This is a genomic window from Haloarcula nitratireducens, from assembly GCF_019599505.1.
In genome coordinates, this window is record NZ_RKLT01000001.1 from 549857 (window position 1) to 573976 (window position 24120).

23 protein-coding genes are annotated in these 24120 nt (G+C 66.4%); 19 read left to right on the top strand and 4 right to left on the bottom strand.

Going from position 1 to position 24120, the window contains the following annotated elements; genetic code table 11:
- Nucleotides 1-79: 79 nt before the first annotated feature.
- The 7 genes from EGH23_RS26790 to EGH23_RS02890 all read left to right on the top strand — a co-directional run bounded on the left by EGH23_RS26790 (nt 80) and on the right by EGH23_RS02890 (nt 10314).
- Nucleotides 80-436, top strand: coding sequence for an ArsR/SmtB family transcription factor (locus tag EGH23_RS26790; protein ID WP_220579236.1), 357 nt, complete (start codon nt 80-82; stop codon nt 434-436).
- Entirely contained in the window at nt 433-696 is a 264-nt protein-coding gene (locus EGH23_RS02865; RefSeq protein ID WP_220578517.1) for a DUF7521 family protein, read from the top strand. The genes EGH23_RS26790 and EGH23_RS02865 overlap by 4 nt, the downstream gene beginning before the upstream one ends.
- 49 nt (nt 697-745) lie before the next feature.
- A complete protein-coding gene (locus EGH23_RS02870; protein ID WP_220578518.1) occupies nt 746-976 on the top strand; it encodes a SelT/SelW/SelH family protein in 231 nt (76 codons plus the stop codon).
- Nucleotides 977-1024: 48 nt separating this feature from the next.
- A complete protein-coding gene (locus EGH23_RS02875; RefSeq protein WP_220578519.1) occupies nt 1025-1966 on the top strand; it encodes an ABC transporter ATP-binding protein in 942 nt (313 codons plus the stop codon).
- Nucleotides 1963-2703: an ABC transporter permease gene (locus EGH23_RS02880; protein ID WP_220578520.1), complete on the top strand. Its 741-nt coding sequence runs from the start codon at nt 1963-1965 to the stop codon at nt 2701-2703. The genes EGH23_RS02875 and EGH23_RS02880 overlap by 4 nt, the downstream gene beginning before the upstream one ends.
- Before the next feature lie 305 nt (nt 2704-3008).
- Nucleotides 3009-6221, top strand: a complete 3213-nt coding sequence (locus EGH23_RS02885) for a glycoside hydrolase family 97 N-terminal domain-containing protein (RefSeq protein WP_220578521.1) — start codon at nt 3009-3011, stop codon at nt 6219-6221.
- 235 nt (nt 6222-6456) lie between these two features.
- Entirely contained in the window at nt 6457-10314 is a 3858-nt protein-coding gene (locus EGH23_RS02890) for a glycoside hydrolase family 97 N-terminal domain-containing protein (protein ID WP_220578522.1), read from the top strand.
- A 47-nt stretch (nt 10315-10361) separates the two neighbouring features.
- Here the strand turns inward: EGH23_RS02890 and EGH23_RS02895 are convergent, their stop codons facing one another.
- Both EGH23_RS02895 and pan1 read right to left on the bottom strand, forming a co-directional pair.
- Nucleotides 10362-11000, bottom strand: coding sequence for a DUF420 domain-containing protein (locus EGH23_RS02895; protein WP_220578523.1), 639 nt, complete (start codon nt 10998-11000; stop codon nt 10362-10364).
- 104 nt (nt 11001-11104) lie between these two features.
- Nucleotides 11105-12319: a proteasome-activating nucleotidase Pan1 gene (gene pan1, locus EGH23_RS02900; protein WP_220578524.1), complete on the bottom strand. Its 1215-nt coding sequence runs from the start codon at nt 12317-12319 to the stop codon at nt 11105-11107.
- A 153-nt stretch (nt 12320-12472) separates the two neighbouring features.
- Here pan1 and EGH23_RS02905 point away from each other — a divergent pair, with 153 nt between their 5' ends.
- Nucleotides 12473-13213: an NAD(P)/FAD-dependent oxidoreductase gene (locus EGH23_RS02905; protein WP_220578525.1), complete on the top strand. Its 741-nt coding sequence runs from the start codon at nt 12473-12475 to the stop codon at nt 13211-13213.
- A gap of 139 nt (nt 13214-13352) precedes the next feature.
- Here the strand turns inward: EGH23_RS02905 and EGH23_RS02910 are convergent, their stop codons facing one another.
- On the bottom strand, nt 13353-13550 hold the full coding sequence (locus tag EGH23_RS02910) for a hypothetical protein (protein WP_220578526.1): 198 nt from the start codon (nt 13548-13550) through the stop codon (nt 13353-13355).
- 133 nt (nt 13551-13683) lie between these two features.
- On the opposite strand from EGH23_RS02910, the gene coaBC reads away from it, so the two are divergent.
- Together coaBC and EGH23_RS02920 are read left to right on the top strand one after the other, a co-directional pair.
- On the top strand, nt 13684-14844 hold the full coding sequence (coaBC, locus tag EGH23_RS02915) for a bifunctional phosphopantothenoylcysteine decarboxylase/phosphopantothenate--cysteine ligase CoaBC (protein WP_220578527.1): 1161 nt from the start codon (nt 13684-13686) through the stop codon (nt 14842-14844).
- A 126-nt stretch (nt 14845-14970) separates the two neighbouring features.
- Entirely contained in the window at nt 14971-15294 is a 324-nt protein-coding gene (locus EGH23_RS02920; RefSeq protein WP_220578528.1) for a DMT family transporter, read from the top strand.
- A gap of 20 nt (nt 15295-15314) precedes the next feature.
- On the opposite strand, the gene EGH23_RS02925 is transcribed toward EGH23_RS02920, so the two are convergent.
- Nucleotides 15315-15779 (bottom strand): nucleoside deaminase, encoded by a 465-nt coding sequence (locus EGH23_RS02925; RefSeq protein ID WP_220578529.1) that lies wholly within the window; start codon nt 15777-15779, stop codon nt 15315-15317.
- A gap of 222 nt (nt 15780-16001) precedes the next feature.
- Between EGH23_RS02925 and EGH23_RS02930 the strand changes: the two genes are divergently transcribed.
- Genes EGH23_RS02930 through EGH23_RS02970 form a run of 9 tightly spaced genes read left to right on the top strand, consistent with a single transcriptional unit; the run spans nt 16002 to nt 23998 of the window.
- The gene (locus EGH23_RS02930) at nt 16002-17048 is read left to right on the top strand and encodes a monovalent cation/H+ antiporter subunit E (protein WP_328765779.1); all 1047 of its coding nucleotides are present in this window, start codon (nt 16002-16004) and stop codon (nt 17046-17048) included.
- Nucleotides 17041-17316: a cation:proton antiporter gene (locus EGH23_RS02935; RefSeq protein ID WP_220578530.1), complete on the top strand. Its 276-nt coding sequence runs from the start codon at nt 17041-17043 to the stop codon at nt 17314-17316. The genes EGH23_RS02930 and EGH23_RS02935 overlap by 8 nt, the downstream gene beginning before the upstream one ends.
- Nucleotides 17313-17633 carry a monovalent cation/H(+) antiporter subunit G gene (gene mnhG / locus EGH23_RS02940; protein ID WP_220578531.1) on the top strand — a complete coding sequence of 107 codons (321 nt, stop codon included), beginning with the start codon at nt 17313-17315 and terminating at the stop codon, nt 17631-17633. The genes EGH23_RS02935 and mnhG overlap by 4 nt, the downstream gene beginning before the upstream one ends.
- Nucleotides 17630-18169 carry a DUF4040 domain-containing protein gene (locus tag EGH23_RS02945; protein WP_220578532.1) on the top strand — a complete coding sequence of 180 codons (540 nt, stop codon included), beginning with the start codon at nt 17630-17632 and terminating at the stop codon, nt 18167-18169. The genes mnhG and EGH23_RS02945 overlap by 4 nt, the downstream gene beginning before the upstream one ends.
- The gene (locus EGH23_RS02950) at nt 18166-18642 is read left to right on the top strand and encodes a Na(+)/H(+) antiporter subunit B (RefSeq protein WP_220578533.1); all 477 of its coding nucleotides are present in this window, start codon (nt 18166-18168) and stop codon (nt 18640-18642) included. The genes EGH23_RS02945 and EGH23_RS02950 overlap by 4 nt, the downstream gene beginning before the upstream one ends.
- On the top strand, nt 18639-19016 hold the full coding sequence (locus EGH23_RS02955) for a cation:proton antiporter subunit C (RefSeq protein ID WP_220578534.1): 378 nt from the start codon (nt 18639-18641) through the stop codon (nt 19014-19016). The genes EGH23_RS02950 and EGH23_RS02955 overlap by 4 nt, the downstream gene beginning before the upstream one ends.
- A complete protein-coding gene (locus tag EGH23_RS02960; protein ID WP_220578535.1) occupies nt 19009-20499 on the top strand; it encodes a monovalent cation/H+ antiporter subunit D family protein in 1491 nt (496 codons plus the stop codon). Before EGH23_RS02955 ends, EGH23_RS02960 begins: the two co-directional genes overlap by 8 nt.
- On the top strand, nt 20496-22208 hold the full coding sequence (locus EGH23_RS02965; protein WP_220578536.1) for a cation:proton antiporter: 1713 nt from the start codon (nt 20496-20498) through the stop codon (nt 22206-22208). Before EGH23_RS02960 ends, EGH23_RS02965 begins: the two co-directional genes overlap by 4 nt.
- A complete protein-coding gene (locus tag EGH23_RS02970; protein ID WP_220578537.1) occupies nt 22208-23998 on the top strand; it encodes a Na(+)/H(+) antiporter subunit D in 1791 nt (596 codons plus the stop codon). The genes EGH23_RS02965 and EGH23_RS02970 overlap by 1 nt, the downstream gene beginning before the upstream one ends.
- The last annotated feature ends 122 nt before the right edge of the window (nt 23999-24120 follow it).

Below are 24120 nucleotides of genomic sequence, written 5' to 3' on the forward strand. Positions count from 1 at the left end.
CCGGAAAAATCGTGGTATCCCACCGCACGGTAGAGCGGTATCCGCGAGATACTTCAACGCCCGCGCTGATTGCCCGTCCGTGAGCGAGGACCCCGACGGCATCGCCGCGCTCGGGCTACTCCACGACGAGTACGCCCGCGAGATATTCGTGGCGGCGAGTCGGGAGGCGATGTCGGCGAAGGAACTGGCAGAGGCGTGCGGTTTCTCGCTCCCGACGGTGTACCGCCGGGTCGACGACCTCGTCGACGCGGGGCTCGTGGTCGAGAACAACGAGATCGACCCATCGGGGAACCACTACACCTCCTACGAAGCGGCGGTCGAACACATCGACGTCGACGTTCGAGACGGTGAGCTAGACGTGACAATTACACAACAATCTGACGCGGTCGACCGATTCACGCGCGTCTGGGAAGACATCCGCAGGGGTGACGAATGAGCGCGTTGCTCGTCGCGGCCAACTTGCTCGTCATCGCGCTCGGCTTCCTCATCGCGGTCCAGTCGTTCCGGGGGTATCGCAGACATCAGAACGTGACGATGCTGTACATCTCGGCGGGGTTCGTCTGTATCAGCCTCGGCGGCGTGATGGACTGCTCGCTGTTGAACACGTATCTGCCGAGCCTGCTCCACACCGGGCTGTTTCGAACCGGGTTCGTCCTCGCCGGCATGGGACTGATATCCTTCTCGCTGTATCGATGACGGTCCGCCGAGGCGAGCATTTGTCACGGTCGGGTACTTACGTCTACACATGACCGAAGTCGAGATCGAGTACTGCGTGCCGTGTGGCTTCCGCGAGCGCGCCCTCGACGTGGAACGGGCGATACTCAACGGTGTGGAACAGGAGATCGACCGAATGAGTCTGGTGATGGGCGACCACGGCGTCTTCAGCGTCCGCGTCGACGGCCGGACGGTGTACGACAAGGACGAGGACGAGTTCGACGTGGACGACATCGTCCGCGAAGTCAGGGGCAACCTGTAGTACCGCCAGAGCGGAACGGCTTTCGGAAGGGATGACCGACGGGGAACTATGGACGAGGTACTGGTCGCCGAGGACGTCCGTCGGCGCTACGGCGACACCGTCGCGCTCGACGGCGTGTCGCTCTCCGCGACGGCGGGCGAGGTGCTGGCGCTGGTCGGGCCGAACGGGGCGGGGAAGACGACGCTGGTTCGCGCGCTGACAGGGACCACCGACGCCGAGGGGCGCGTCGAGCTGTTCGGCGAGTCGCCGCGAGACGTGGACCGCTCGCGCATCGGTCTCCTCCCGCAGTCGTTCGACCCGCACGAGCGCCTGAGCGCGCGCGAACTCGTCGCGTACTACGCCGGCCTCTACGACGAGACGCGAGACGTCGAGGCCGTGTTGGACGACGTGGGACTGGCCGACAGCGCCGAGACGTACTACGAGAACCTCTCGGGCGGACAGCAGCGCCGGACCTGCGTGGCGACGGCGCTCATCAACGACCCGGACCTGCTCGTGCTCGACGAACCGACGACGGGCATCGATCCGGCGGGTCGGCAGGCTCTCTGGGACCTGCTATCGGGACTCGCCGACCGCGGCGTCACGATCGTCGTCACGACGCATTACATGGAGGAGGCCCAGCAACTCGCCGACCGCGTCGGGTTGCTCGCCGACGGGCGACTGGCCGCGCTGGACAGTCCGTCGGAGCTGGTGGCCGAACACGGCGGTGACAGCCAACTGCTCGTCGACGGGAGCTTCGACGAGACGACGCCCGAGCGCATCGACTACCCGGCGCGAACCGCCCTGCGGAACGGCCGGCTCGTAGTCTACGGCGTCCGGCCGGAGTCCATCGGGCAGGTCGTCGCCGAACTCGACGCCGCCGGCGTCGGCTACGACAGTCTGACGTGGAAGGAGCCGGACTTAGAAGACGTCTATCTCGAGCTGACGGGGACCGGCGTGGGTCGAAGCGGCGACCCACGGGGCGAGGAGGCGACGGCGGGTGGTGTCCAGTGAGCCGTCTCGGTCGACTCCGATCGGAATCGCAGGCCGCAGCGCGGGCGTTCCTCCGCCGGCGGACGGCGGTCTTCTTCACGTTCTTCTTCCCGCTCATCATCGTCGTCATCTTCGGCGTGCTGGTCCAGACGCGACCGGGCGGGGGCGGCCTCTTCACCGAGTCGCCCGCGTACTACGTGCCCGGCTACCTCGCCGTCGTCGTGTTGTTCACGCCGCTCTCTCGGGTCGGGAGCGAGGTGGCGCGCCACCGGGCGGGCAACCGCTTCGAGAAACTGGCGACGACGCCGCTGACCCGACCGGAGTGGCTGCTCGCCCAGACGCTCGTGAACGTCGTTGTCATCGGGCTGGCGGGGATACTCCTGCTGGTGCTGATGGTCGGTCTCACCGGCGCGCAGATCCGGCCGTCGCCGTTGCTGATCCCGTTCGTCATCCTCGGCGTGGGGCTGTTCTGCGGGGTTGGCGCGATGCTCGGAAGTCTGGCCGACTCACAGGACGGCGTCATCTCGGCGAGCAACGCCATCGCGCTCCCCCTGTTGTTCCTCTCGGAGACGTTCGTCCCGCCGGAACTCCTCCCGGGGTGGTTCCCGACGTGGCTCTCGCCGCTGACGTACTTCTCGCGGGGCGTGCGTGCGGCCACGACGGGTGACGGGAGCGCGCTCGTGCCGCTCGCCGTCCTCACGGTCTGTGCGATTATCGGATTCCTCGTCGGGGCGTGGCTCCTTCCCCGAACGGACTGAGTCGGTGCCTCGTCGCCCCGGACTGACGCCCCAGGTGATTGTGTGCGGCCAGTGTCGCGCGAGGGCTAGTCCACCCTCCGAGCCCTATTTTCAGGACCGTCGTAGCGCGATTTAATGAGTTCACTCGGAAGTAGACGATGCGGCGAAAATGTATCACTGAGACTACTACCCGTCGAGTGGACCCCTCTTTAGTATTTTCACCACTTTCGGGAACGTATTTGTCGAAATTCACGAAAGGGTAACAGGTTCGGGTTGCAACGTTTTGGGAAAGATTTACTATTATAATTGTTATTTTCACAGGCGGCATGGTAGACTGGCACAACCAAGGTACGGACAGGGCGATAGACAGGCGAGACTTCCTCGGTGGGATGACGGGGCTACTGGCGGCGGCGGCGTACTCGCTCGAAGTTCCCGAGGAGGTGGCGGCACAGGTGACGTCCGGGGACGATTCTGACACGCAAACGGTGACGTCGCCGGACGGTAGTATCGAGGTGACACTGGACGTCTCCACAGGCGTTCCGAAGTACAGCGTCGCCTACGGCGGGACGACGTACATCGACCCGTCGCCTGTCGGGTTCAACTTCGAGGGTCAGGAGGCGTTCGGAACGGCCATCAGCGGGTCGGGGCCAGACGTCACGGTGACCGGCAGCGAGTCAGGGACGAAGACGGAGTCGTGGGACCCGGTGTGGGGCGACTTCGCCTCGGTCTCCAAAAACTACAACTACCTCCGACTCGGCCTCGAGGAGACGAGCAGTCCGAACCGGTCGGCGAACCTTGAGGTCAGGGTGTTCGACGACGGCCTCGGGTTCCGAGTGGTGCTTGATGACGACTTCGGCGACTTCACTATCAACTCGGAGAACACGGAGTTCAACTTCAGCAACGACTACACGTCGTGGTGGATAGAGAACGAGTGGGTCAATCCCCGCTTCGAGCAGGAGTACACCGAGTCGAGCCTGAGCAACATTCCGTCGGGCGACGGCTCGACCCGCCCCAACGATAACTACGTCCGGAAAGGTGCACACACGCCGCTGACGATGGAGACTGGCGACGGGACGTACCTCAGCGTCCACGAGTCGAATCTCGACGACTACTCGACGCTCTCGCTGGCGTCCCAGTCCGACTCGGGAAGTCAGAAGTTCGCGGCCGAACTCGCACCGCTGCCGGACGGTTCCTCGGTGCAGGCATCGGCACCGCACATGACGCCGTGGCGGACAGTACAGATAGGGGACACGCCCGGCGACTTAGTGGAGTCACAGCTCGTTCCGCTGTTGGCAGAGCCACTGGACGAGTCGGCGTTCCCGAACGGGGACACTAGCTGGATCGAAGAGGGACGGAAGTACGTCGGCATCTGGTGGACGATGATCGCCGGCAGCGCAAAGTGGGAGTACAAGAGCGACTCCGAGATCGAGAACAACGGCAACGACCCGGCCCAGTACATCCACGGGGCCCGGACCGAGCGGATGAAGCGGTACATGACCTTCGCCAACGAGCACGGTATCGACAGCGTGCTCGCCGAGGGATGGAACGAGGGCTGGTCCACGTATCCGGGAGACGGAACCGGATTCAAAATGGGGACTAACGACTCCTATCCGGACTTCGATGTCCCGGAAGTGACCGACTACGGGGCGAACCTCTCGAACCCGGTGGAGATGACCATGCACAACGAGACGGCCGGGAACATCGTCGTCCACGAGGACGAGATCAACAACGAGAACATCTTCCCGGACTACGAGAGCGCCGGTATCCGCTCCATCAAGAACGGCTACGTGAAAGACCCGGGCCTCGGCTTCGAGGGTGACGGCTCCTCGGCGAGTCACACCCAACACTGCCAGCGGTCGGTCAACCACCACCGGATGGTGATACAGGAAGCCGCCGCGAACCGACAGATGCTGGAGATTCACGAGGGTATCAAGCCCACCGGCGAGATCCGGACGTACCCGAACGTGGGCGCACGTGAGGTTGTGAAGGCTCAGGAGTACGACGGCTTCGGCGAACTCGGCGCCGACGTCGGCCGAGACCACCACGTCAAACTACCGTACACGCGAATGCTCGCGGGGCCGACGAGCTACCAGCCGGGCATCTTCGACATCACGTTCGAGGACAACAACTCGGGGCAGATACAGACCACGCTGGCCAAGCAGTTGGCGATGTACCCGAGCTACCTCGGTGGCATCCAGATGGCCGCCGACCGGATGGAGGCCTACGTGGACCACACCTTCGAGGTGGGCGAGTTCGTCCAGGCCCAGTCCGGTAAACTCGACGGAATGGTCACTGCGGACAAGTGGCGCAACTGCTTCGGCGGCCACTACGTCCCCATCGACCCCAACCGAGAACCCGACGGCGCGACCGCGCGGTTCACAGTCAAGAACGTCGCCGACGCGGGCACGTACGACCTGCACATCCGGTACGCCTCCGACAAAGAGGACAACGCACAGGCGGTCCAAGACAACGGCGGCCCGGAGGCGACCCTGGTAGTCAACGGCAGCGAGCAGACCATTTCGCCCTCGTTCACGAGCTACTGGGACGACTGGAGCATCTACACCGTCTCGGTGGACCTGAACGCGGGTCGCAACCGTATTGCGCTCAGGCTGGGTCCGAATGACGTCGGCGGGATGAACGTCAACACTATTGGGGTCACCACGAGCGGGAGCGGCGCTCCATTCCCGGCGACCTACACGAACTTCTCGGACGGCGACGCGGCCAACGAGAACTACGACACCGTGCCGGAGTTCGACTACATCGAGAACGTCCCCGTCACGTGGGACGAGACGGTAGCGGTCGACGGGGCCATCGGCGACTACACCGTCACCGCCAAGCGTAACGGCGACGAGTGGTACGTCGGCGCGATGACCGACGGCACCGCCCGAGACGTGACTGTCACGCTGGACTTCCTCTCCGGCCGGACCGACGGCTGGACGGTCACGGAGTACGCCGACGCCGCCGAAACCGACGTGGACAACTACCCGACGTCGACGGTCGTCACGGACTACGACGTCTCCGCCGGCGACAGCGTGACCCTCTCGATGGGGGCCAGCGGCGGGGCGGCCCTGCGCATTCAGCCTGCGGTCAGCAGCGACTCTAACGACGTCGTCTCCGGGGAGACGTACGTCCTCCGGAACGTCAACAGCGGGAAGGCCCTGGACGTCGAGAACGCCTCGACCTCCGACGGGGCCAACGTCCACCAGTATAGTTACGCTAGCGGCGACAACCAGAAGTGGGTCGTCACGGACCTCGGGAACAGCTACTACAAGCTTGAGGCCGTCCACAGTGGGAAGGCCCTGGACGTCGAGAACGCCTCGACCTCTGACGGGGCCAACGTCCACCAGTACGAGTACGTCGGTGGCGAGAACCAACAGTGGGACGTCATCAAGAACGCGGACGGCTCTTACCGGCTAATTGCCCGCCACAGCGGGAAGGCGCTCAACGTCCAAGGTGGCTCGACGAGTGACGGCGGCAACGTCGAGCAGTACACCTACGACGGTTACGGCAGCCAGAAGTGGACCCTCGAACGGCTCTGAGGGTCGCCACGGTCGCGTCAGCGACCTGATTCCGGGCGACACTGCGTTCCGGCATATAAATATGCGTTCTCGAACCGAGCGCAGACACCACCTAAGTAGGCCGATACGCGGAAAACCATATCTGACAGATTCGCCCACAGACGCACGTCTCAGGCCGCTACTCGCTGGTCGTTGCCGTAATGTGCATGAACAGTCGTTGGGATTTATATTCTAGTGCCGCCGGAGCCTGAATGGAATGGCTGGAAGAAGATCACAACAAACTTCGAACCGTCTCGATCGCCGAGAGTTCCTCGGCGGGGTCGCGTCGCTGGTAGCGGCGGCCGCGTACACGCAACAGATACCCGAGTCCGTCGCAGCGCAGGTCACAGACGGCGACGACAGCGACACGCAGACGGTCACCTCCCCGGACGGTAGCATCGGCGTGCAGGTCGACGTGTCTGGTGGGACACCGACCTACAACGTCGCCTTCGACGGGACGACCTACGTCGAATCGTCGGCGCTGGGCTTCGACTTTCAGAATCAGGCGACGTTCGGCGTCAGTGACGACGGCAGTAGCGGTGTCGGCATCACGATCACCGGTAGTGACTCCGGCACCGAGACGGAGTCGTGGACCCCCGAGTGGGACCAGTACGACAGCGTCACAGCGGAGTACAGCTATCTCCGCCTCGGCCTCGAGGAGACGGCCGGCCCGGGCCGGTCGGCGAACCTCGAGGTCAGGGTGTTCGACGACGGCCTCGGGTTCCGCGTCGTCTTCGACGACTCGTTCGCGGTGAACAGCGAGCAACTCGTCGTCGCCTCGGAGAACACGCAGTACAACTTCGCCGACGACTACACGGCGTGGTGGATTCGCAACGAGTTTACCAACCCGCGCTTCGAACAGGAGTACCGGGAGTCGAGTCTGAGTGACGTCGACGCCGGGACCCGGAGCATCCGACCGAACGGCAACACGATTCGGACCGGCGCGCACACGCCGCTGACCATCAAGGCCGACGAGGACGCCTACATGAGCGTCCACGAGGCCGGCTTAGACGACTACTCGACGGCCTCTATCGTCCCGGCCACGGACAGTGGCGGGACGGCCTTCACCACACAACTGGCACCGCTCCCGGACAACACCAAAGCGTCGCTGTCGGCTCCCAACGCGACGCCCTGGCGGACCATCCAGTTCGGCCGGAGTCCCGGTGACCTCGTGGAGTCCTCGCTGATACCGCTGCTGAACGAGGACCGGAACGACGAGGTGCTACCCGGCGACGGGTCAGGCGGCGTCGACACGAGTTGGCTGACCCCCCGGAAGTACATCGGCATCTGGTGGACGATGATCGCCGGGAACGCCAACTGGGAGTACAAGACTGACGACGAAGTCGCCAGCAACGGCAACAACCCGGCCGGGTACATCCACGGTGCGCGCACCGAACGGATGAAGCGGTACATGAACTTCGCCAGCGAGAACGGCATCGACAGCGTCCTCGTCGAGGGCTGGAACCAGGGCTGGGACACCTACCCCGGCGACGGGTCGGGACTGGAGATGGGCGTCGGGGATTCCTATCCAGACTTCGACGTGCCGGAAGTGACCGACTACGGCGCGAACCTCCCGTCGTCGGTGGAGATGACCATCCACAACGAGACGGCCGGGAACATCCCGAACTACGAAGACGAGATTCTGAACGAGGACATCTTCGACGGCTACGAGAGCGCCGGCATCCGTTCGATCAAGAACGGCTACGTCTCGGATCCGGGTCTTGGCTTCGAGGGCGACGGGACGACGGCGACACACAACCAGCACTGCCAGCTGGCGGTCAATCACCACCGCACTGTCATCCGAGAAGCGGCGGGCGAGCGCCAACTGCTGGAGATTCACGAAGGTATCAAGCCCACCGGGGAACGCCGGACCTACCCCAACGTCGCCGCTCGTGAAGTCGTCAAGGCACAGGAGTACGACGGGTTCGGTGAACTCGGGTCGAACGTCGGCCGCAAGCACCACGTCACGCTCCCGTACACGCGGATGCTCGCGGGGCCGACCAGCTATCAGCCCGGCATCTTCGACATCACCTTCAACGACGATACCGGCGGGCAGATTCAGACGACGCGCGCGAAACAACTCGCGATGTACCCCACGTACAACGCGGGTATCCAGATGGCCGCCGACCGGGTTGAGGCGTACGTGAACGACGAAGTGGGCGTCGGCGAGTTCGTCCAAGCGGCCGCCGGCACACTCAGCGAGGGAACCATCACGTCTGACGACTGGCGAGACGCTTTCGGGACCAACTACGTTCCGCTGGACCCCAACCGCGAACCATCGGGTGCGTCGGTGTCGTTCACCGTCACCGATGTTCCGAGCGCCGGCACCTACACGCTCCATCTCCGCTACGCCAGCGACGGCGAGGAGAACGCCGGCCGCGTCGTCGACAACGGTAACCCACAGTTCACGCTCGACGTCAACGGCACGACACAGACCGTCGAACCATCGTTCACTGACTACTGGGACGACTGGGGAGTCCAGTCCGTCGACGTGGACCTCGACGCCGGCGAGAACGCCGTCAGCCTCGTCCTCGACTACGCCGTCGACTCGGAGGGCGCCTTCGAGAGCGGCGACGTCGGCGGCTTGAACGTGAACACGGTCGGCGTCACCGAACAGGGCGAGGCAGCCCCGTTCCCGGCGGAATACACCGACCTCGACGACGACTACGTGGCGAACGAGAACGTCGCCGCCGAACCCGAGTTCGCGTTCGTCGAGGATGTGCCCGCCGGCGGCTGGGACGACACCGTCGCCGTCGACGGCGAGATAGGCGACTACTCAGTGACCGCCCGGCGGAAGGACGACACCTGGTATCTCGGCGCGATGTCCGACGACGGCGGCCGTGCGATAGACGTCCCCCTCGAGTTCCTGAACGCGGGCGAGGGGAAGGGCCGAGGGAACTCACAAGGCAACGGGCCACGGGGCCGGAAGTACGTCGCCGAAATCTACTCCGACGGCGCCCGGGCCGACGTGGATGCCGACCCGACGTACGTCCGTATCGACGAGGCCGTCGTCGACCCGAGCACGACGTTCCTCGCGTCGATGGCTCGTAGCGGCGGGACGGCAGTCAAACTCCGCCCCGCCGAGGGCAGAGAGATCGACCGCCTCGTCGAGTACAAGCGGCCCGAACAGGACCTCACGTTCGCCATCGAGGACAGCGCGTCGCTAGACGCTCCCTTCATCACCGCGACGGGGTCCAACGACGGCGAGTTCGTCGGCGGGCGCACCGTCGAGATACTCGTCGACGGCGACGTGGTGTCGACGGAGAACGTCCGTCTGGAACCGGGTGCGACCGACGAGACGTTCCAGTTCGGCTACACCATTTCTTCGCGGGGCACCTACGACGTAGCGCTCCGTGACCCCGACGACAGTGATATCCTCGCCGAGCAGACGGTGGAGATTCGGCCCGGCGAACTCGTCGCCACCTTCACTGACCCGAGCGGCGACGACTACGGGCCGGGCGAGTACGTCTACCCGACCAACGGCGCGTTCCAGGACGGCGCGTTCGACCTGCGGACGTTCAGCGTCTTCGAGACGGAGGACGCCTATCTCTTCTCTTTCGAGGTGGCGAACCTCTACGACGCCTTCGGCGGGGACTTCTCGCCGCACTACTTCGTCCTGTACCTGAGCGACCCGTCTCGCGCAGGTGGGCGGACGACAGAACTGGGCGACCTGAACGTCACCGCCAACTTCGGCAGCGAGTGGGACTACCGGGTCGACGCCAGTGGCTTCGGTGGGAGCGTCAGGGACGCGAGCGGGACTCAGACCGGGTCCCCGCGGAAACTCGTCGACTTCGGCCGCAACAGCGTCATCCTCTCCGTAGAGAAGAGCGCGCTGGGTGGTCTCGATATCTCGTCGGTGTCCGTCGCGCCCGTCGTCGGGTCCGAGGACTTCGGCGCCTTCCGCGACGTGCGGGAAGACGCCGGAGGCTACATCTTCGGCGGCGCGAAGAGCGGGGCCGGCGACAACGCCACCCGCATCATCGACTGCCTGACGCCGGAGGGCGCCAACCAGAGCGAGGTGCTGGACTACGACGCGGAGACGCTGGCGACGGTGCCGTTCACACCGCTACAGTAGGAGCGCGAACGGCCGGAGAATCGACCTTCGAGACGCTCTTTTTTCGACTACTCGCCCAGCGCCGGGAGCTTCGGTCCGACGGCGGCCAGCAGCAGCGCCGCCTCGCCGCGGGGCACCCAGCCGTAGACGTGGTTGAGCATCACGTACGTCACTAAGCCGAGAAAGAGGCTCAGTCCCCACGCGGCGACGGCGATTCGCCCCACTCGCGCGTGGGCCGTCTCGCGGAGTTCGGCCGGAGTATGCGAGAGGCCGAGGACGACCGCGTGGACGACCACTGGGACGGAGACGGCCGAGAGGAGGACGTGGACCGCGAGCATCAGGATGTACGCCCACCAGACGACTCCCTCGGCGAGAATCGCCTTCTCGAAGCCGCCCCCGACCTTCAGGAGGTACAGCACGAGGAAGGCCATGATGAGGGCGAACGAGGTCAACATCGCCGCTCGGTGCTTGCGGACCTCGCCGTTCTTGATGAAGTAGACGCCGACGAGGATGGCGGTTAGCGCACAGGCGTTGACGACGGCGATCGCGTCGGAGAGGAAGATAACGGTCTCGTTGCTGATGGTCGGGAACGGCAGCACGCCGCCGAACGTCCCGAAGACCAGCGCGTAACCGACCAGCGAGACGACGGCGGTGACGAGGCGCGGGCGAGCGCGAGCGCGCGACTGGAGTCTGTCTGCGACGGCCATACGAGAACTGAGAAAGCGAGGGCTTTCCGTGTTCTGGAAACGAGCGACCGGGAGAACAGCGGAGAAACCGGTGAAGAGAGCGACGGAGAACGCGGCGGTGCGAATCAGGCGAAGGTTCGCGAGACCTCTTCGTCCTCGTCTTCTTCCTGCTGAATCTTCTCCCAGGCGTTCTCGAAGTCCGCCATCTCGACCTCGGTGCGGTCGTCGCGGATGGCGAACATCCCGGCCTCGGTACAGACGGCCTTCACGTCGGCCCCGGAGGCGTCGTCGATGGCCTCTGCGAGGCCCTCGAAGTCCACGTCGTCGGCGACGTTCATGCCGCGCGTGTGGATCTTGAAGATCTCCTTGCGACCCTCGAAGTTCGGGTTGGGGACTTCGATGAGGCGGTCGAAGCGACCGGGTCGGAGGATGGCGCGGTCGAGCATGTCGAAGCGGTTGGTGGCGGCGATGATGCGGATCTCGCCGCGGTCGTCGAAGCCGTCCATCTCCGAGAGCAGCTGCATCATCGTCCGCTGGACCTCGGCGTCGCCGCTGGTCTTCGATTCGGTTCGCTTCGCCGCGATGGCGTCGATCTCGTCGATGAAGACCACGGCGGGTTCCTCCTGTCGGGCGAGTTCGAAGAGGTCGCGGACGAGTTTCGCGCCCTCGCCGATGAACTTGTGGACGAGCTCGGAGCCGGCCATCTTGATGAAGGTGGCGTCGGTCTCGTTGGCGACGGCCTTCGCCAGCATCGTTTTGCCGGTACCGGGCGGGCCGTGGAGCAAGACGCCGCTCGGCGGGTCGATGCCGACGTCCTCGAACATCTCGGGGCTGATGAGCGGCATCTCGACCGTCTCCCGGACCTCCTCCATCTGCTCCTGGATACCGCCGATGTCGGCGAAGGTGACGTCGGGCGACTGATCGACCTGCATCACGCGGGCGCGGACGTCCGTCTCGTCGTCGAGTTGCTTGACGATAGAGAGGGAGTTGTTGACGGCGACCCGGTCGTCCGGTTCGAGGCCGTCGCGCATCTCGTCGGTGACCTCGGTAAGCGCCTCTTGATTGTTGCCGTGCTGTTTGATGATGACGCCGTCCTCGCCCACCTCCTGGACGGTCGCGACGAACAGCGGCGACTGCTTGAGCTTCTTGTTCTCGTGGGTCAGCCGCTCCAGTTTCTGCTGGTACTTGTTGTTCTCGGCGTTGGCGTCGAGCAGTTTGTCCCGCATCTCCTCGTTCTGTGCTTCGAGCACCTCGAGCCGTTCCTGCAGCGCCTCTATCTTCTTCTGCTGGGAGGCGTCTTCGTCGTAGGGCAGGTCCACCTCGTCGACGGTGTCGGTCATTACGCCCCTTCTAGTAGGTGAGTCATTATGAGGCTTCGGGTAGCGCTAGGATTCGATATCGCGGGCAGCGGGACCCTACCGCCCCGTGACGGCGGTCCAGCGTTCTGGCGTCGAACCGGCAGATTTCTGTCCCGGGGCGGGTAACCGGCGCGCATGTCCACGGAACCGGAATCCGTCGTCGTGGTCGGCGGCGGCGTCGCGGGCCTCTCGGCGGCCATCTACACCGCGCGGGCCGGCGTCTCGACGCGGATCGTCTCGACCGACGAGTCCATTCTGAACCGCAACGCACACCTCGAAAACTACCCGGGCTTTCCCGCCGGCGTGAATCCGCGACTCCTTCTCGAACTGATCCGCGCACAGGCCCGCCGCGCGGGCGCGTGGTTCACGGACGGCCGCGTCCAGCGGGTCGAGGAGACCGACGACGGGTTCGTGACCACCGTCGCCGACGGCGAGGAGTTCGAATCTGACTACGTCGTCGCGGCGGCATGGGCCGACGCCTCGTATCTCGCCGGGCTCGACGTGGAGCTGATAGACCGCGGGAGCAAGGAGTTCGTCGGCGTCGACGACCTCGGGCGGACCGCCGTCGACGGCCTCTACGCGGCCGGCCGACTGGCCGAGCAGTACCACCAGACCATCGTCGCCGCGGGCCACGGCGCACAGGTCGGGCTGACGCTCGTAGAGGACAGCGACGTGGACTTCTACCACGACTGGACGGCCCCGGAGGGCTACTTCACCGACCGCGACCGCGATGTGCCACCGGGTTGTGAGGAGATAAGCGAAGCGGAGCGAAAGCGGCGCGAGGAGGAGTCGCTCGAAGTGATGCAGCGGTACTTCGAGCAGCCGATGCCCGGCGAACCGACGATGCACCCGAGCATCGCCGAGGACGAAGACTGAGCGGCGAGCCGGAACGAAGCTACAGTTCTCGGAGCACGTTCCCGAGTCGTTCGATGCGCTTCTCGGCCGGCGGGTGCGAGCGCGTCTCGACGTGGAACTCGTCTGTCGCCGGGTCGTCCTCGGCGCTGTCGAGCGTCGCCTATTCCCAGCCGCTGGGAGCGACGCCGAGTCGCGTCACGACGGGGCGATAGGCGAAGGCGACCACGACGACGATCGCCATCTCGACCCAGAAGCCGACGTCGCCGACGATCGCTCGGACGGCCGCGAGGACCAGAAACACCAGCACGAACAGCACGAGGTAGTTGAGGGCGAGTTTCGTCAGTCGATCCGTGTCCATACCTCCCTCTACGGGGAGGGACCACTCAAACCCTCCCCTACGTTTTCCGGGGCGTCGCCGGTCCGAGACGACGTTCGTCGTTCGGGAACCGAACGAGGGGAGACTTTTAGGCGGCGGCGGTGAAGTGAGGGCCATGCTGCAGGGAGTCAACGTCGTGTTGGGGGTCTCGGGCTCCATCGCCGCGGTCAAGACGGTGGAACTGGCCCACGAACTGCGCCGGGAAGGGGCGAACGTCAGGGCAGTCATGACCGACAGCGCGACGGGCATCGTCCACCCGTGGGCCGTCGAGTTCGCCACCGAGAACGACGTCGTCACGGAGTTGACCGGAGCCGTCGAACACGTCGAACTCTGCGGCGTCGAGGGCTGGGGCGACGTGCTCTTGCTCGCGCCCGCGACGGCCAACACCGTCGGGAAGGTCGCGGCGGCCATCGACGACACGCCGGTGACGACCTGTGCGACGACGGCGCTCGGCGCGGACGTTCCCGTCGTCGTCGCGCCGGCGATGCACGAGCCGATGTACGACCACCCCGGCGTCGCCGACGCCATCGACCGCGTCGAGTCCTGGGGCGTCGCGTTCGTCGATCCGCGAATCGAGGAGGGGAAAGCGAAGATCGCGACCGAGGAGGCCATCGTCACGGCCGTCGCGCGCGCCGCGGGAGACCGCCCGCTCGCCGGAGAGCACGTCGTCGTCACCGCCGGCGCGACCACGGAGTCCGTCGACCCGGTTCGAACGCTCTCCAGTCGCGCCTCGGGCCGGACCGGGAGAGCGGTCGCGCGGGCGTGTCACGTCTACGGCGCGGACGTGACGCTGGTCCACGACGGCCCGGCGGTACCCTACGCGGCCGTCGAACCGGTCGAGTCAGCCGCCGAGATGACCGCCGCCGTCGCCGATCTTGCGTCCGAGGCCGACGCGCTGGTCTCGGCGGCCGCCATCTCCGATTACACCGTCGCCGGAGCCGACGAGAAGATACAGAGCGGGCAGGAGAACCTGACGCTCGAACTCGAACCGACGCCGAAGCTCATCGACACGGTTCGGGAGTCCCATCCCGACCTCCCCATCGTCGGCTTCAAGGTCGAATCGGCCGGCGACGACGAGCGACTCGTCGAACGCGCGCGCGAGCTCCGCGACCGGGTCGACCTCGCGTTCGTCGTCGCCAACGACGCGAGCGTGATGGGCGGAGCCGAGACGCGCGCGCTGTTCGTCCGCGACGACGACGCGAGCGAGTACGTCGGCGACAAGGGGGGACTCGGACTGCGCGTCGCCGAGGAACTGCGAACGACGCTGGACGGGTGAGAGACCGGCGCGCGGGTCGCTCATCGCGGTCGGAGCGGCAGCGACGCTCGGCGTATACCGGCCCGTCCGGTGGGGTCGGCTCGATACCGAAAGCCATAGTCCGGGTAGCGAAGAAGAAGCGACGAGATGTCGTGGCTCCTCCTCTTCGTCGCCGGGTTGTTCGAAGTCGGCTGGGCGATAGGCCTCGAGTACTCCGACGGCCTCTCGAAACCGCTCCCCACCGCGGGCACGGTCCTCTCGCTCGCCGTCAGCATGGTGTTACTGGCGAGAGCCGTCCAAGACCTCCCCATCGGGACGGCGTACGCCGTCTGGACCGGGATCGGAGCCGTCGGAACCGCGGCGCTCGGTATCGTCCTGTTCGACGAGCCGGCGACGAGCGCCCGCCTCCTCTTCATCTCCGTGATCGTCTTCGGGATCGTCGGGCTCCACTTCGTCTCCGGGGGGTACTGACGCCGTGAGTGACGAAGCCGTCACCAGTCGAACTCCCGGTGAATCCGTCGCCCCTCGTCGTTGCAGACCGGCCCGACGACGTCCGTGATCCCGTCCAGGATCTCCGCGGAGCCGGGTGCCGGCTCGCCGCCGGTGAACGCCGCGATCTCCTCGTGGCCGACGCTGTAGACGACGCGGCCGAACCCCGCCGTCGCCATCCCGCCGGCGCACATCGGACACGGCTCGGTGCTCGTGTACATGACCATCTCCGCGCGCTCGTCGGCGTCGTACTCCCGGCACGCGCGGTGGGCGAGGTGGAGTTCGGGGTGGCGTCGGATGTCGGCTTCCGTCACTACTCGGTTCGAGTCGGACATGACGACAGCGTCGTCGCGGACGAGCACCGACCCGAACGGCTCGTCGCCGCGGGCCGCGGCCTCGCGCGCGAGCTTGAAGGCCCTGTGCATGTGCGAACTGTGGTCGAAATCGTCGAACTGCGGGGGATTCATCGTCGTATAGCGGACGGTAAGAGCGCGTAGCTAATCGGCGTGTCGCCCGGGAGACGGCCGTCGCGCGACGGCCGAGAGACCGATTGAACTGACGGCGACCGACGCCCCGGAGGGGGCACGCGCTGCCGTGATGCGAAATAGTTTTCTCCGTCCCACGGTTCGTCCACACCAACGACTGTAGCGCCTGCGAAACACCACAGACAGGATTCTCAACAAACCATTGTGACTGCATCCGACGCCCGCCGTCTGCTGGTCCCGGTCGACGACTCCGTGACGATGCGGAACACTGTCGCGTACGTCGTCGACGAGGCCCAGTCGGCGGTCACAGACGGCCCGGTCGAACTCCACTTCGTCGCCATCGCCAGCACTCGGTCGGTCGACCCGGACGCGCCCGAGGAGCTCGGCGAGGCCGCCGAACTGCTCGAACGCGTCGAAGTGTGGGTCGAAGAGGACTTCGGCGAGGAGGTCCCGTCGGACGTCACCGTCGAGACCGACGTCCTCGGTGCCGACCGCTACCTGTTCAGCCCCGGCGACTACGCGGACGCGATACTCGCTTACGCCGACGAACACGGCATCGGTCGCATCGTCCTCGACCCGGAGTACAGCCCCGGCGGCGCGACGCCGATGTTGCGCCCCCTGGAGATGGAACTCGCCCGCGGCGACGCGGAGATAGAGGAAGCGCCCGTCGAGCGACGGGCGGAGGGGACCGTCCTCGCTCGGGCGGCGTCGCTCCCGAAGTACCTCGCCGTCTTCGGCGCGTCGTATCTCTTCTACATGCTGCTCTCCTCGTGGAAGCCGCTGGACTTCGCGACCGGGGCCTTCACCGCGGCGCTCGTCGCGGTGTTACTCGCGCCGGTTACGTTCAGCCAGCAACCCTCCTTGCGTCGAGTCGGCCGGCAACTCGTTCGGATGGTCATCTACGCGCCCTATCTGCTGAAGGAGATCGCGGTCGCCAACCTCCAGATCGCGTACGTCGTCCTCCACCCGAGCCTGCCGATCGACCCGAAGGTCGTCCAACTGCAAGCGGCCGTCTGGGGGGACGCACCCGTGACGACGCTCGCCAACAGCATCACGCTCACGCCCGGCACGCTGACGATCAGCGTCACCGACCGGGCGTTCGACATCCACTCGCTGACCGCCGGCTCCCGCGAGGACCTCTTCGACGGCGGTCTCGAGCGCGCGGTCAGGTTCGTCTTCTACGGCCGCGAGGCGGCCGCCATCGCGTCGCCCCGCGAACGCGGCGACGACGGGGAGGGACAGGATGGTTGAGTTCGAACAGGCGCTGCTGGCCATCGCCGCGGCGTTCGTCCTCTTCGCCGTCGTGGCGCTGTACCGCGTCTACGTCGGCCCGACGATCCACGACCGGGTCATCGCGGTCAACGTCATGGGGACCAACACCGTCATCGCCATCGCGCTGGTCTCGGCGGCGTTCGACGAGCCGGTCTTCCTCGACGTGGCGTTAGTGTACGCCCTGTTGAACTTCCTGCTCTCGATCGCGTTCTCGAAGTTCAACGTCGAGCACGGGGGTGTGCTGTGACGCCCCTCGAGTGGGGTATCGTCGCCCTCGCCCTCGTCGGCGCGTTCTTCGGCGGCGTCGCGGCGCTCGGCATCCTCCGGCTTCCGGACATCTACACGCGCGCTCACGCGGCCTCGAAGAGCGACACGCTCGGGGCGGTCCTCACCATCGCCGCGGTCGGATTCGCCCTGCAGACGGACCTCTCGACGATCAAGGCCGTCTTCCTCCTCACGTTCATGTTCACGACGAACCCGACGGCGGCTCACGCCATCGCCCGCGCCGCACAGGAACAAGGTATCGAACCGTGGACGGTCGAAGACGGGGAGGGTGAGCGATGACGCTGACGCTGCTCGAAGGCGCGCTGCTCGTCTTCGTCGTCGGCTGTGCCATCGGCGCGGCGCTCCTCCGCGATACGCTCGCGGCGGTGATGTCCTTCGCCGCCTACAGCCTCGGCATCTCCATCCTCTGGCTCATCTTACAGGCGCCGGACGTGGGACTGACCGAGGCCGCGGTGGGGGCGGGCATCATGACCATCCTGTTCCTGTTGACGCTCGCGAACACCGTCTCGCCCGACACCGACGAGCTGTTCGAATCGGTCGACTTGAAGGCGGTGGCTCTCGTCTCCGTCTTCGTCCTGGTGATGGGCGCGACCGTCCCGGCGCTGCCGGCCATCGGGGCCCCGAACGCGCCGGTGGTCGGCGGTGACGTGACGCAGTACTACCTCGAAAACGCCTACAAGGAGACGCAGGTCAAGAACGCCGTGACCGCGGTGCTCGCGGCCTACCGCGGGTTCGACACGCTCGGGGAGGCCGTCGTGGTCTTCGCCGCGGGCGTCGTCGCCCTCTCGGTCCTGCGTCGGGAGGTGTTCGCATGAGCGCCGACGAGCAGCCCGGCCTCTACGTCGAGAGCACCATCATCATGACGACGGTACGCGTCGTCGCGCCGTTCGTGTTGACGTTCGCGATGTTCATCATGTTCCACGGCGCGGACACCCCCGGCGGCGGGTTCCAGGGCGGCGTCGCCGCCGGCTCGGTGGTGATGATGATCGCGTTCGCCTACGGCATCGAGTCCACCCGGCAGTGGGTGGACGAGCGAGTGGTCACGGCGCTGGCCGCCGGCGGCGTCCTCACGTTCGCCGCCGTCGGTCTCGGCGCGCTCGCGCTGGGCGGGCAGTTCCTGCAGTACGACGAGTACCTCTTCCTGTACAAGGACGCAATCAAGTACGGCATCGAACTGGTCGAGCTCGGTATCGGCGGCGTCGTCGCCAGCGTCGTCATCGGCCTGTTCTTCCTGCTGGCCGCCGGGTTCAGCCACGCCGCGGACGACGGCTCGGAGGAGACGACATGAACGCGACGCTCCCGCTCCAGCTGGACCTGTTGACGACGCACTACAACTACTACGCCGTCGTCGTCCTGCTCGGTATCGGGCTGTACATGCTCGTGGACTCGCCGAACCTCGTGAAGAAGGTCATCGGGATGAACGTCTTCCAGACGGGTATCTTCCTGTTTTTCATCACGCTGGCCTACCGCTCGGGCGGGAACCCGCCGGTCATCACCGACGGCGGCGGCCCGTACGTCAGCCCGCTCCCGCACGTCCTCATCCTGACGGCCATCGTCGTCGGAGTGAGTCTCACCGCGGTGGCGCTGGCGCTCATCGTCCGCATCTACTCGGAGTACGGCACGCTCGACGAAGAGACGCTGGAGCAACTCTACCATGATTGACCACCTACCTCCGCTGCTAGTCGTGTTGCCCATCGTCGGTGCGACGCTCCCGCTCGTCGCGGGGCTGCTCACCGACCGCGCCGGCTGGCCGATAACGACCGTGACGATGCTGGTCCACGCGCCCCTCGCGGGGCTGTTGTGGTGGACCGTCTGGACCGACGGCGTCGTCGAGTACGCCGTCGGCGGCTACGCCGCGCCTTACGGCATCGAACTCGTCGTCGACGGCCTCTCGGCGACGGTCGTCCTGCTCGTAAGCGTCGTCGCCCTCGGCCTGCTCGCGTACGCGCGCCGCGCGGGGCCGCGCTCGAACACGTTCTCCAGCATGTACCTCCTGCTCGTCACCGGGCTGACGGGAATGACCGTCACGGGGGACGTGTTCAACCTCTACGTCTTCCTCGAGATCACGGGGCTGGCCGCCTACGGGCTCGTCGCCAGCGGGCGCGAGGGGAGTTCGGCCGTCGCGGCGCTGAAGTACCTCATCATCGGGACGGTCGGGGCGTCGCTGTACCTGCTCGGCGTCGGCTATCTCTTGGCGGGGACCGGGACGCTGAACATGGCGGACCTCGCCGGGACGCTCGGGACCGAGGCCGCCCCCTACGACTCGACGCTCGTACTGACCGCCTTCGGCCTGGTGGTCGGCGGCCTGACGGTGAAGGTGGCGCTGTTCCCGCTGCACACCTGGCAACCGGACGCCTACGCGAACGCGCCCGACACCGTCAGCGCGTTCATCTCGGCGCTGGTCTCGACGGTGTCGGCGTACGCCCTCGCCCGCTTGCTGTTCTCGGTGTTCACGGTCGACTTCCTCACCGCGGTTCCGGCCGCCCGCTGGGCCCTCTTGGGGCTGGCGAGCGTGAGTATCATCGCCGGCAGCGCGCTGGCGGTCGCTCAGAGCAACGTCCAGCGAATGCTCGCGTACTCTTCGGTGTCGCAGTTCGGCCTCGTCGTCGCCGGCTTCACCATCGCCACGCCCGTCGCCGTCGTCGGCGCGACGATTCACCTCGTCGGCCACGCCATCATGAAGGGCGGCCTCTTCGCCGCGACCGGCATCATCGAACGGCGGACCGGCGCGCGGTCGGTCAGGAGCTACGCCGGGATGGGCGCTCGGACGCCGCTGGCCGCCGGCTCCTTCGCCGTGTTGGCGCTGGCGATGGTCGGCGTCCCGCCCGCCGTCGGCTTCTTCGGCAAGTGGTACATCGTCGTCGGGGCCGTCGAGTCGGGCCTCTGGCCGGTCGTCGTCGTGCTGCTCGCGAGCACGCTCCTGACGCTCGCGTACTTCGCGCGACTGGTCGAGCGGCTCTACTTCGCCGAGCCGACCATCCGCGAGGGCGAGGAGACGGCCGTCGCAGACGGCGGCGAGAGCGTCTCGACTGGGATGGTGGCCGTCGTCGTCACCGCCGCCGTCCTCTCGATCGCGCTCATCGCCGGCGTGCCGGTGTTGGACAGCCTCCTGAACGAGACGCTCCCACCACTACTCCAACGATGACCGAAGTCGCCTCACTCCGACCGCTGCTCGCCGTGCTCGTCTCGGCCGTCGCCATCCCGGTGATCCTCGGCCTGAAATCGCGGCCAAACGTCCGCGAGGGCGTGACGCTCACCGTCGCCCTGGCGAAGTTCGCCGTCGTCGCGAGCATGGTCCCCGCCGTCCTCGGCGGCGACCAGTTCCGCGTCGCCCTGGGCGAGTTCGGCAACGGCCTCACGTTCGCCCTCGAAGCGGACGCGCTGGGGATCCTCTTCGCCCTGCTCGCCAGCCTGCTGTGGATCGTGACCAGTTTCTACAGCATCGGCTACATGCGCGGCCTCGACGAGCACGCACAGACGCGCTACTTCGCCTCCTTCGCGGCGAGTCTCGCCTCCGCCGTCGGCGTCGCCTTCGCCGCCAACCTGCTCACGCTCTTCCTGTTCTACGAACTGCTGACGGTCTCGACGTACCCGCTGGTGACTCACGACGAGACCGACGAAGCCCGGTCGGCCGGTCGGAAGTACCTCGCGTACACCTTCGCCGGGGGCGTCGCAGTCCTCGGGGGCAGCGCTATCGTCTACTTCCTGACGGGGACGACGGCGTTCGCGCCCGGCGGCATCGAGGCGCTGGCGACGGCCGACCCGACGCTCGCTCGCGCCGCGTTCGCGTTACTCGCCGCGGGGTTCGGCGTGAAGGCGGCGCTGATGCCGGCCCACTCCTGGCTGCCCGACGCGATGGTCGCGCCGACGCCGGTCTCTGGCCTGCTCCACGCCGTCGCCGTCGTCAAGAGCGGCATCTTCGGGCTCGCCCGCGTCGTCCTCGACGTCTTCGGCCCAGACGTGATGCGGGACCTCGGCGTGGCCCTCCCGCTGGCGGCCGTCGCCGCGTTCACGCTCCTGACCGCGAGCGTCATCGCGCTCAGACAGGACAACCTCAAGCGGCGGCTGGCGTACTCGACCATCAGCCAGCTCTCGTACATCGTCCTCGGACTGGCGATCCTAGAGGGCGACGCCCTCGTCGGCGGGTTGCTCCACATCCCCGCCCACGCGTTCATGAAGCTCACGCTGTTCTTCTGCGCCGGCGCGATCCACGTCGAGACCCACACCGACGACATCAGCGACATGGCCGGCATCGGCAGACGGATGCCGCTGACGATGACCGCCTTCGGCGTCGCGGCCGCCGGGATGGCCGGCATCCCGCTCGTTGCGGGGTTCGTCAGCAAGTGGTACCTCGTCATCGGCGCGCTGAACTTAGAGAGCGGCGGGCTGATTTTCGCCGGCGCGCTGCTGGTCTCGGGCGTGCTCAACATCGCGTACTTCTGGCCCATCGTCTATCAGGCGTTCTTCGAGTCGCCCGAGGAACACGACGAGAAGCCGCTCGTCGAGGAAGGAATCGGCGGCCGATACGCGCTCCAGCCGGACGGCGGCGACGCCGAGACGGTCGATTCGCGCCACGCGCGGGGTAACGAGGAACACGAAGAGGAGGAAGAGCCGAGACCGGAACACGTCGACCACCTCGGGAAGCGCCACGAGGACCACGACCACCACGGCGGCCCGCCGGCGACGGGCTGGGACCAGCGTAACTGGGTGGGCGGCGAGAGCACGTGGTTCATGCTCGGACCGATCCTGACGGCCGCGACGCTATCGCTGCTGTTGGGGATCGTCCCCAACGCCGTCGTCTTCCTGCAGATCGTGACCGAAGTCGTCGGGAACCTCCCGGGGGTGACGCTCTGATGGCGGGCCTCCTGACGGCGATTCCGCCGGTGGCGCTCCTGCTTCCGGTGGCGATACTCGTCGCCCTGTTGCCCCGCCGAAGCGGGCACGCGCTGGGTGTCCTCGCGTCCGCGCTGGCGACGGCGTGGGTGTGGGTCGTTCCAGACGGGGCGTACCTGCAGACGACGTTCCTCGGGTTCGAGGCGGTGCTGTTCAACGTTGACGACTTCTCGCGGCTGATGGGCCTCGTCTTCGGCCTCATCGCCGCCGTCGCCGTGCTGTATTCGTACGCCAGCGACGCCGACGGGGTCCAGACCGGCTTCGCGCTCTCGTACGTGGCGACGAGCTTCGGGGCCGTCTTCGCCGGCGACTGGCTCACGCTGCTGTTCTTCTGGGAGCTGATGGCCGTCACCAGCACGCTGTTGGTGTGGTACTACGGCGGCAAAGCGGTTCGAGCGGGCTTCCGCTACGCGCTCTTTCACGGCATCGGCGGGACGCTCCTGATGGCCGCCATCCTCCAGACCTACGTCGTCAAGGGGACGTTCCTCTTCGCGTCGGTGCCCGGCGGTCCCGAGACGGCCGGTATCGCGGCGGGTCTGCCCGCGGCGCTGGCCGCAATCGGCATCGGCGTCAACGTCGGCTTCATCGGCCTGCACGCATGGCTTCCGGACACCTACCCGCGCCCGCACGTCGCCGCCAGCGTCTTCCTCTGCGTGTTCACCACGAAGACCGGCGTCTACGGCATGTACCGGGCGTTCCCCGAGGGCCACGTCGCCATCGCCTACATGGGCGGCGGGATGGCCGTCTTCGGCGCGACGTTCGCGCTGTTCCAGAACGACATGCGCCGCCTGCTCTCCTATCACATCCAGTCGCAGGTCGGCTACATGATCGCCGGCGTCGGCATCGGCGGCGCGCTGGCACAGGCCGGCGCGTTCGCCCACGTGTTCAACCACATCCTCTACAAGGGCCTGCTGTTCATGACCGCCGGCGTCGTCATCTACCGCACCGGCGAGGAGAGCCTGAAGAAACTCGGCGGCCTCCGAAAGGAGATGCCCCTCACCGCGGGGGCGTTTACCGTCGCCGCGCTCTCCATCGCCGGCTTCCCCGGCTTCAACGGCTTCGTCAGCAAGGGCATCGTCATCTCGGCGAGCCACTACAGCTTCTCGAAGGGGCCGCTGCCCATCGGCGACTTCTACACGCTCGAATGGCTGCTCCTGCTGGGTGGTATCGGCACGTTCATGTCGTTCATCAAGTTCGGCTACTACGCCTTCTTCCACGGCGAGTACGACGGCAGCGTCCCCGACGCCAACCGCCTCCAGAGCGTCGCCATGATTTCGGTCGCGGCGCTGTGTGTCGCCTACGGCGTCTTCGATAGCGCGCTGTTCGCCATCCTTCCGTTCGACGTGACCGACGGCGCCGTCGTCTCGCACGTCTACAAGACCTACACCGTTCCCCACGTCGTCGAAGGGGTCGCCCTCGCCGTCCTCGGCCTGATCGGCTTCGCGGTGACGAAGAAACCCCTCTCGAAGCTCGGCCGCGTCCCCGACGTCGACTCGCTGTACAACCCGGGAGCGTTCTACGGGATGCGGGCGCTGGTCGTCGGCGTCACCGAACTGTACGCCGCCGTCGACCGGATCTCGGTGAACGCCGCGAGCGCGTTCACCAGCGCGGTCGCCAACCCCGACGCGCTCTACGAGCGAGTTATCGGAGGCGATGACGAAGACGTCCGCCACCCGCTCCGAGCGGGTATCGGCCTCAGCATCCTCGTCCTCGCCGCGTTCGTTACGCTGGCCCTACTGATCTTACCGTAGCTCTCCCCTCTATCTCAGGGGGTATTTTCACAACAGATAATTGGTGCTGTAGGTTTATGTACCGGCGCGAGTTTCTTTCGCTAAGGACACTGCCGGGCCCTCCCCGGTACGTTCCGGAGACA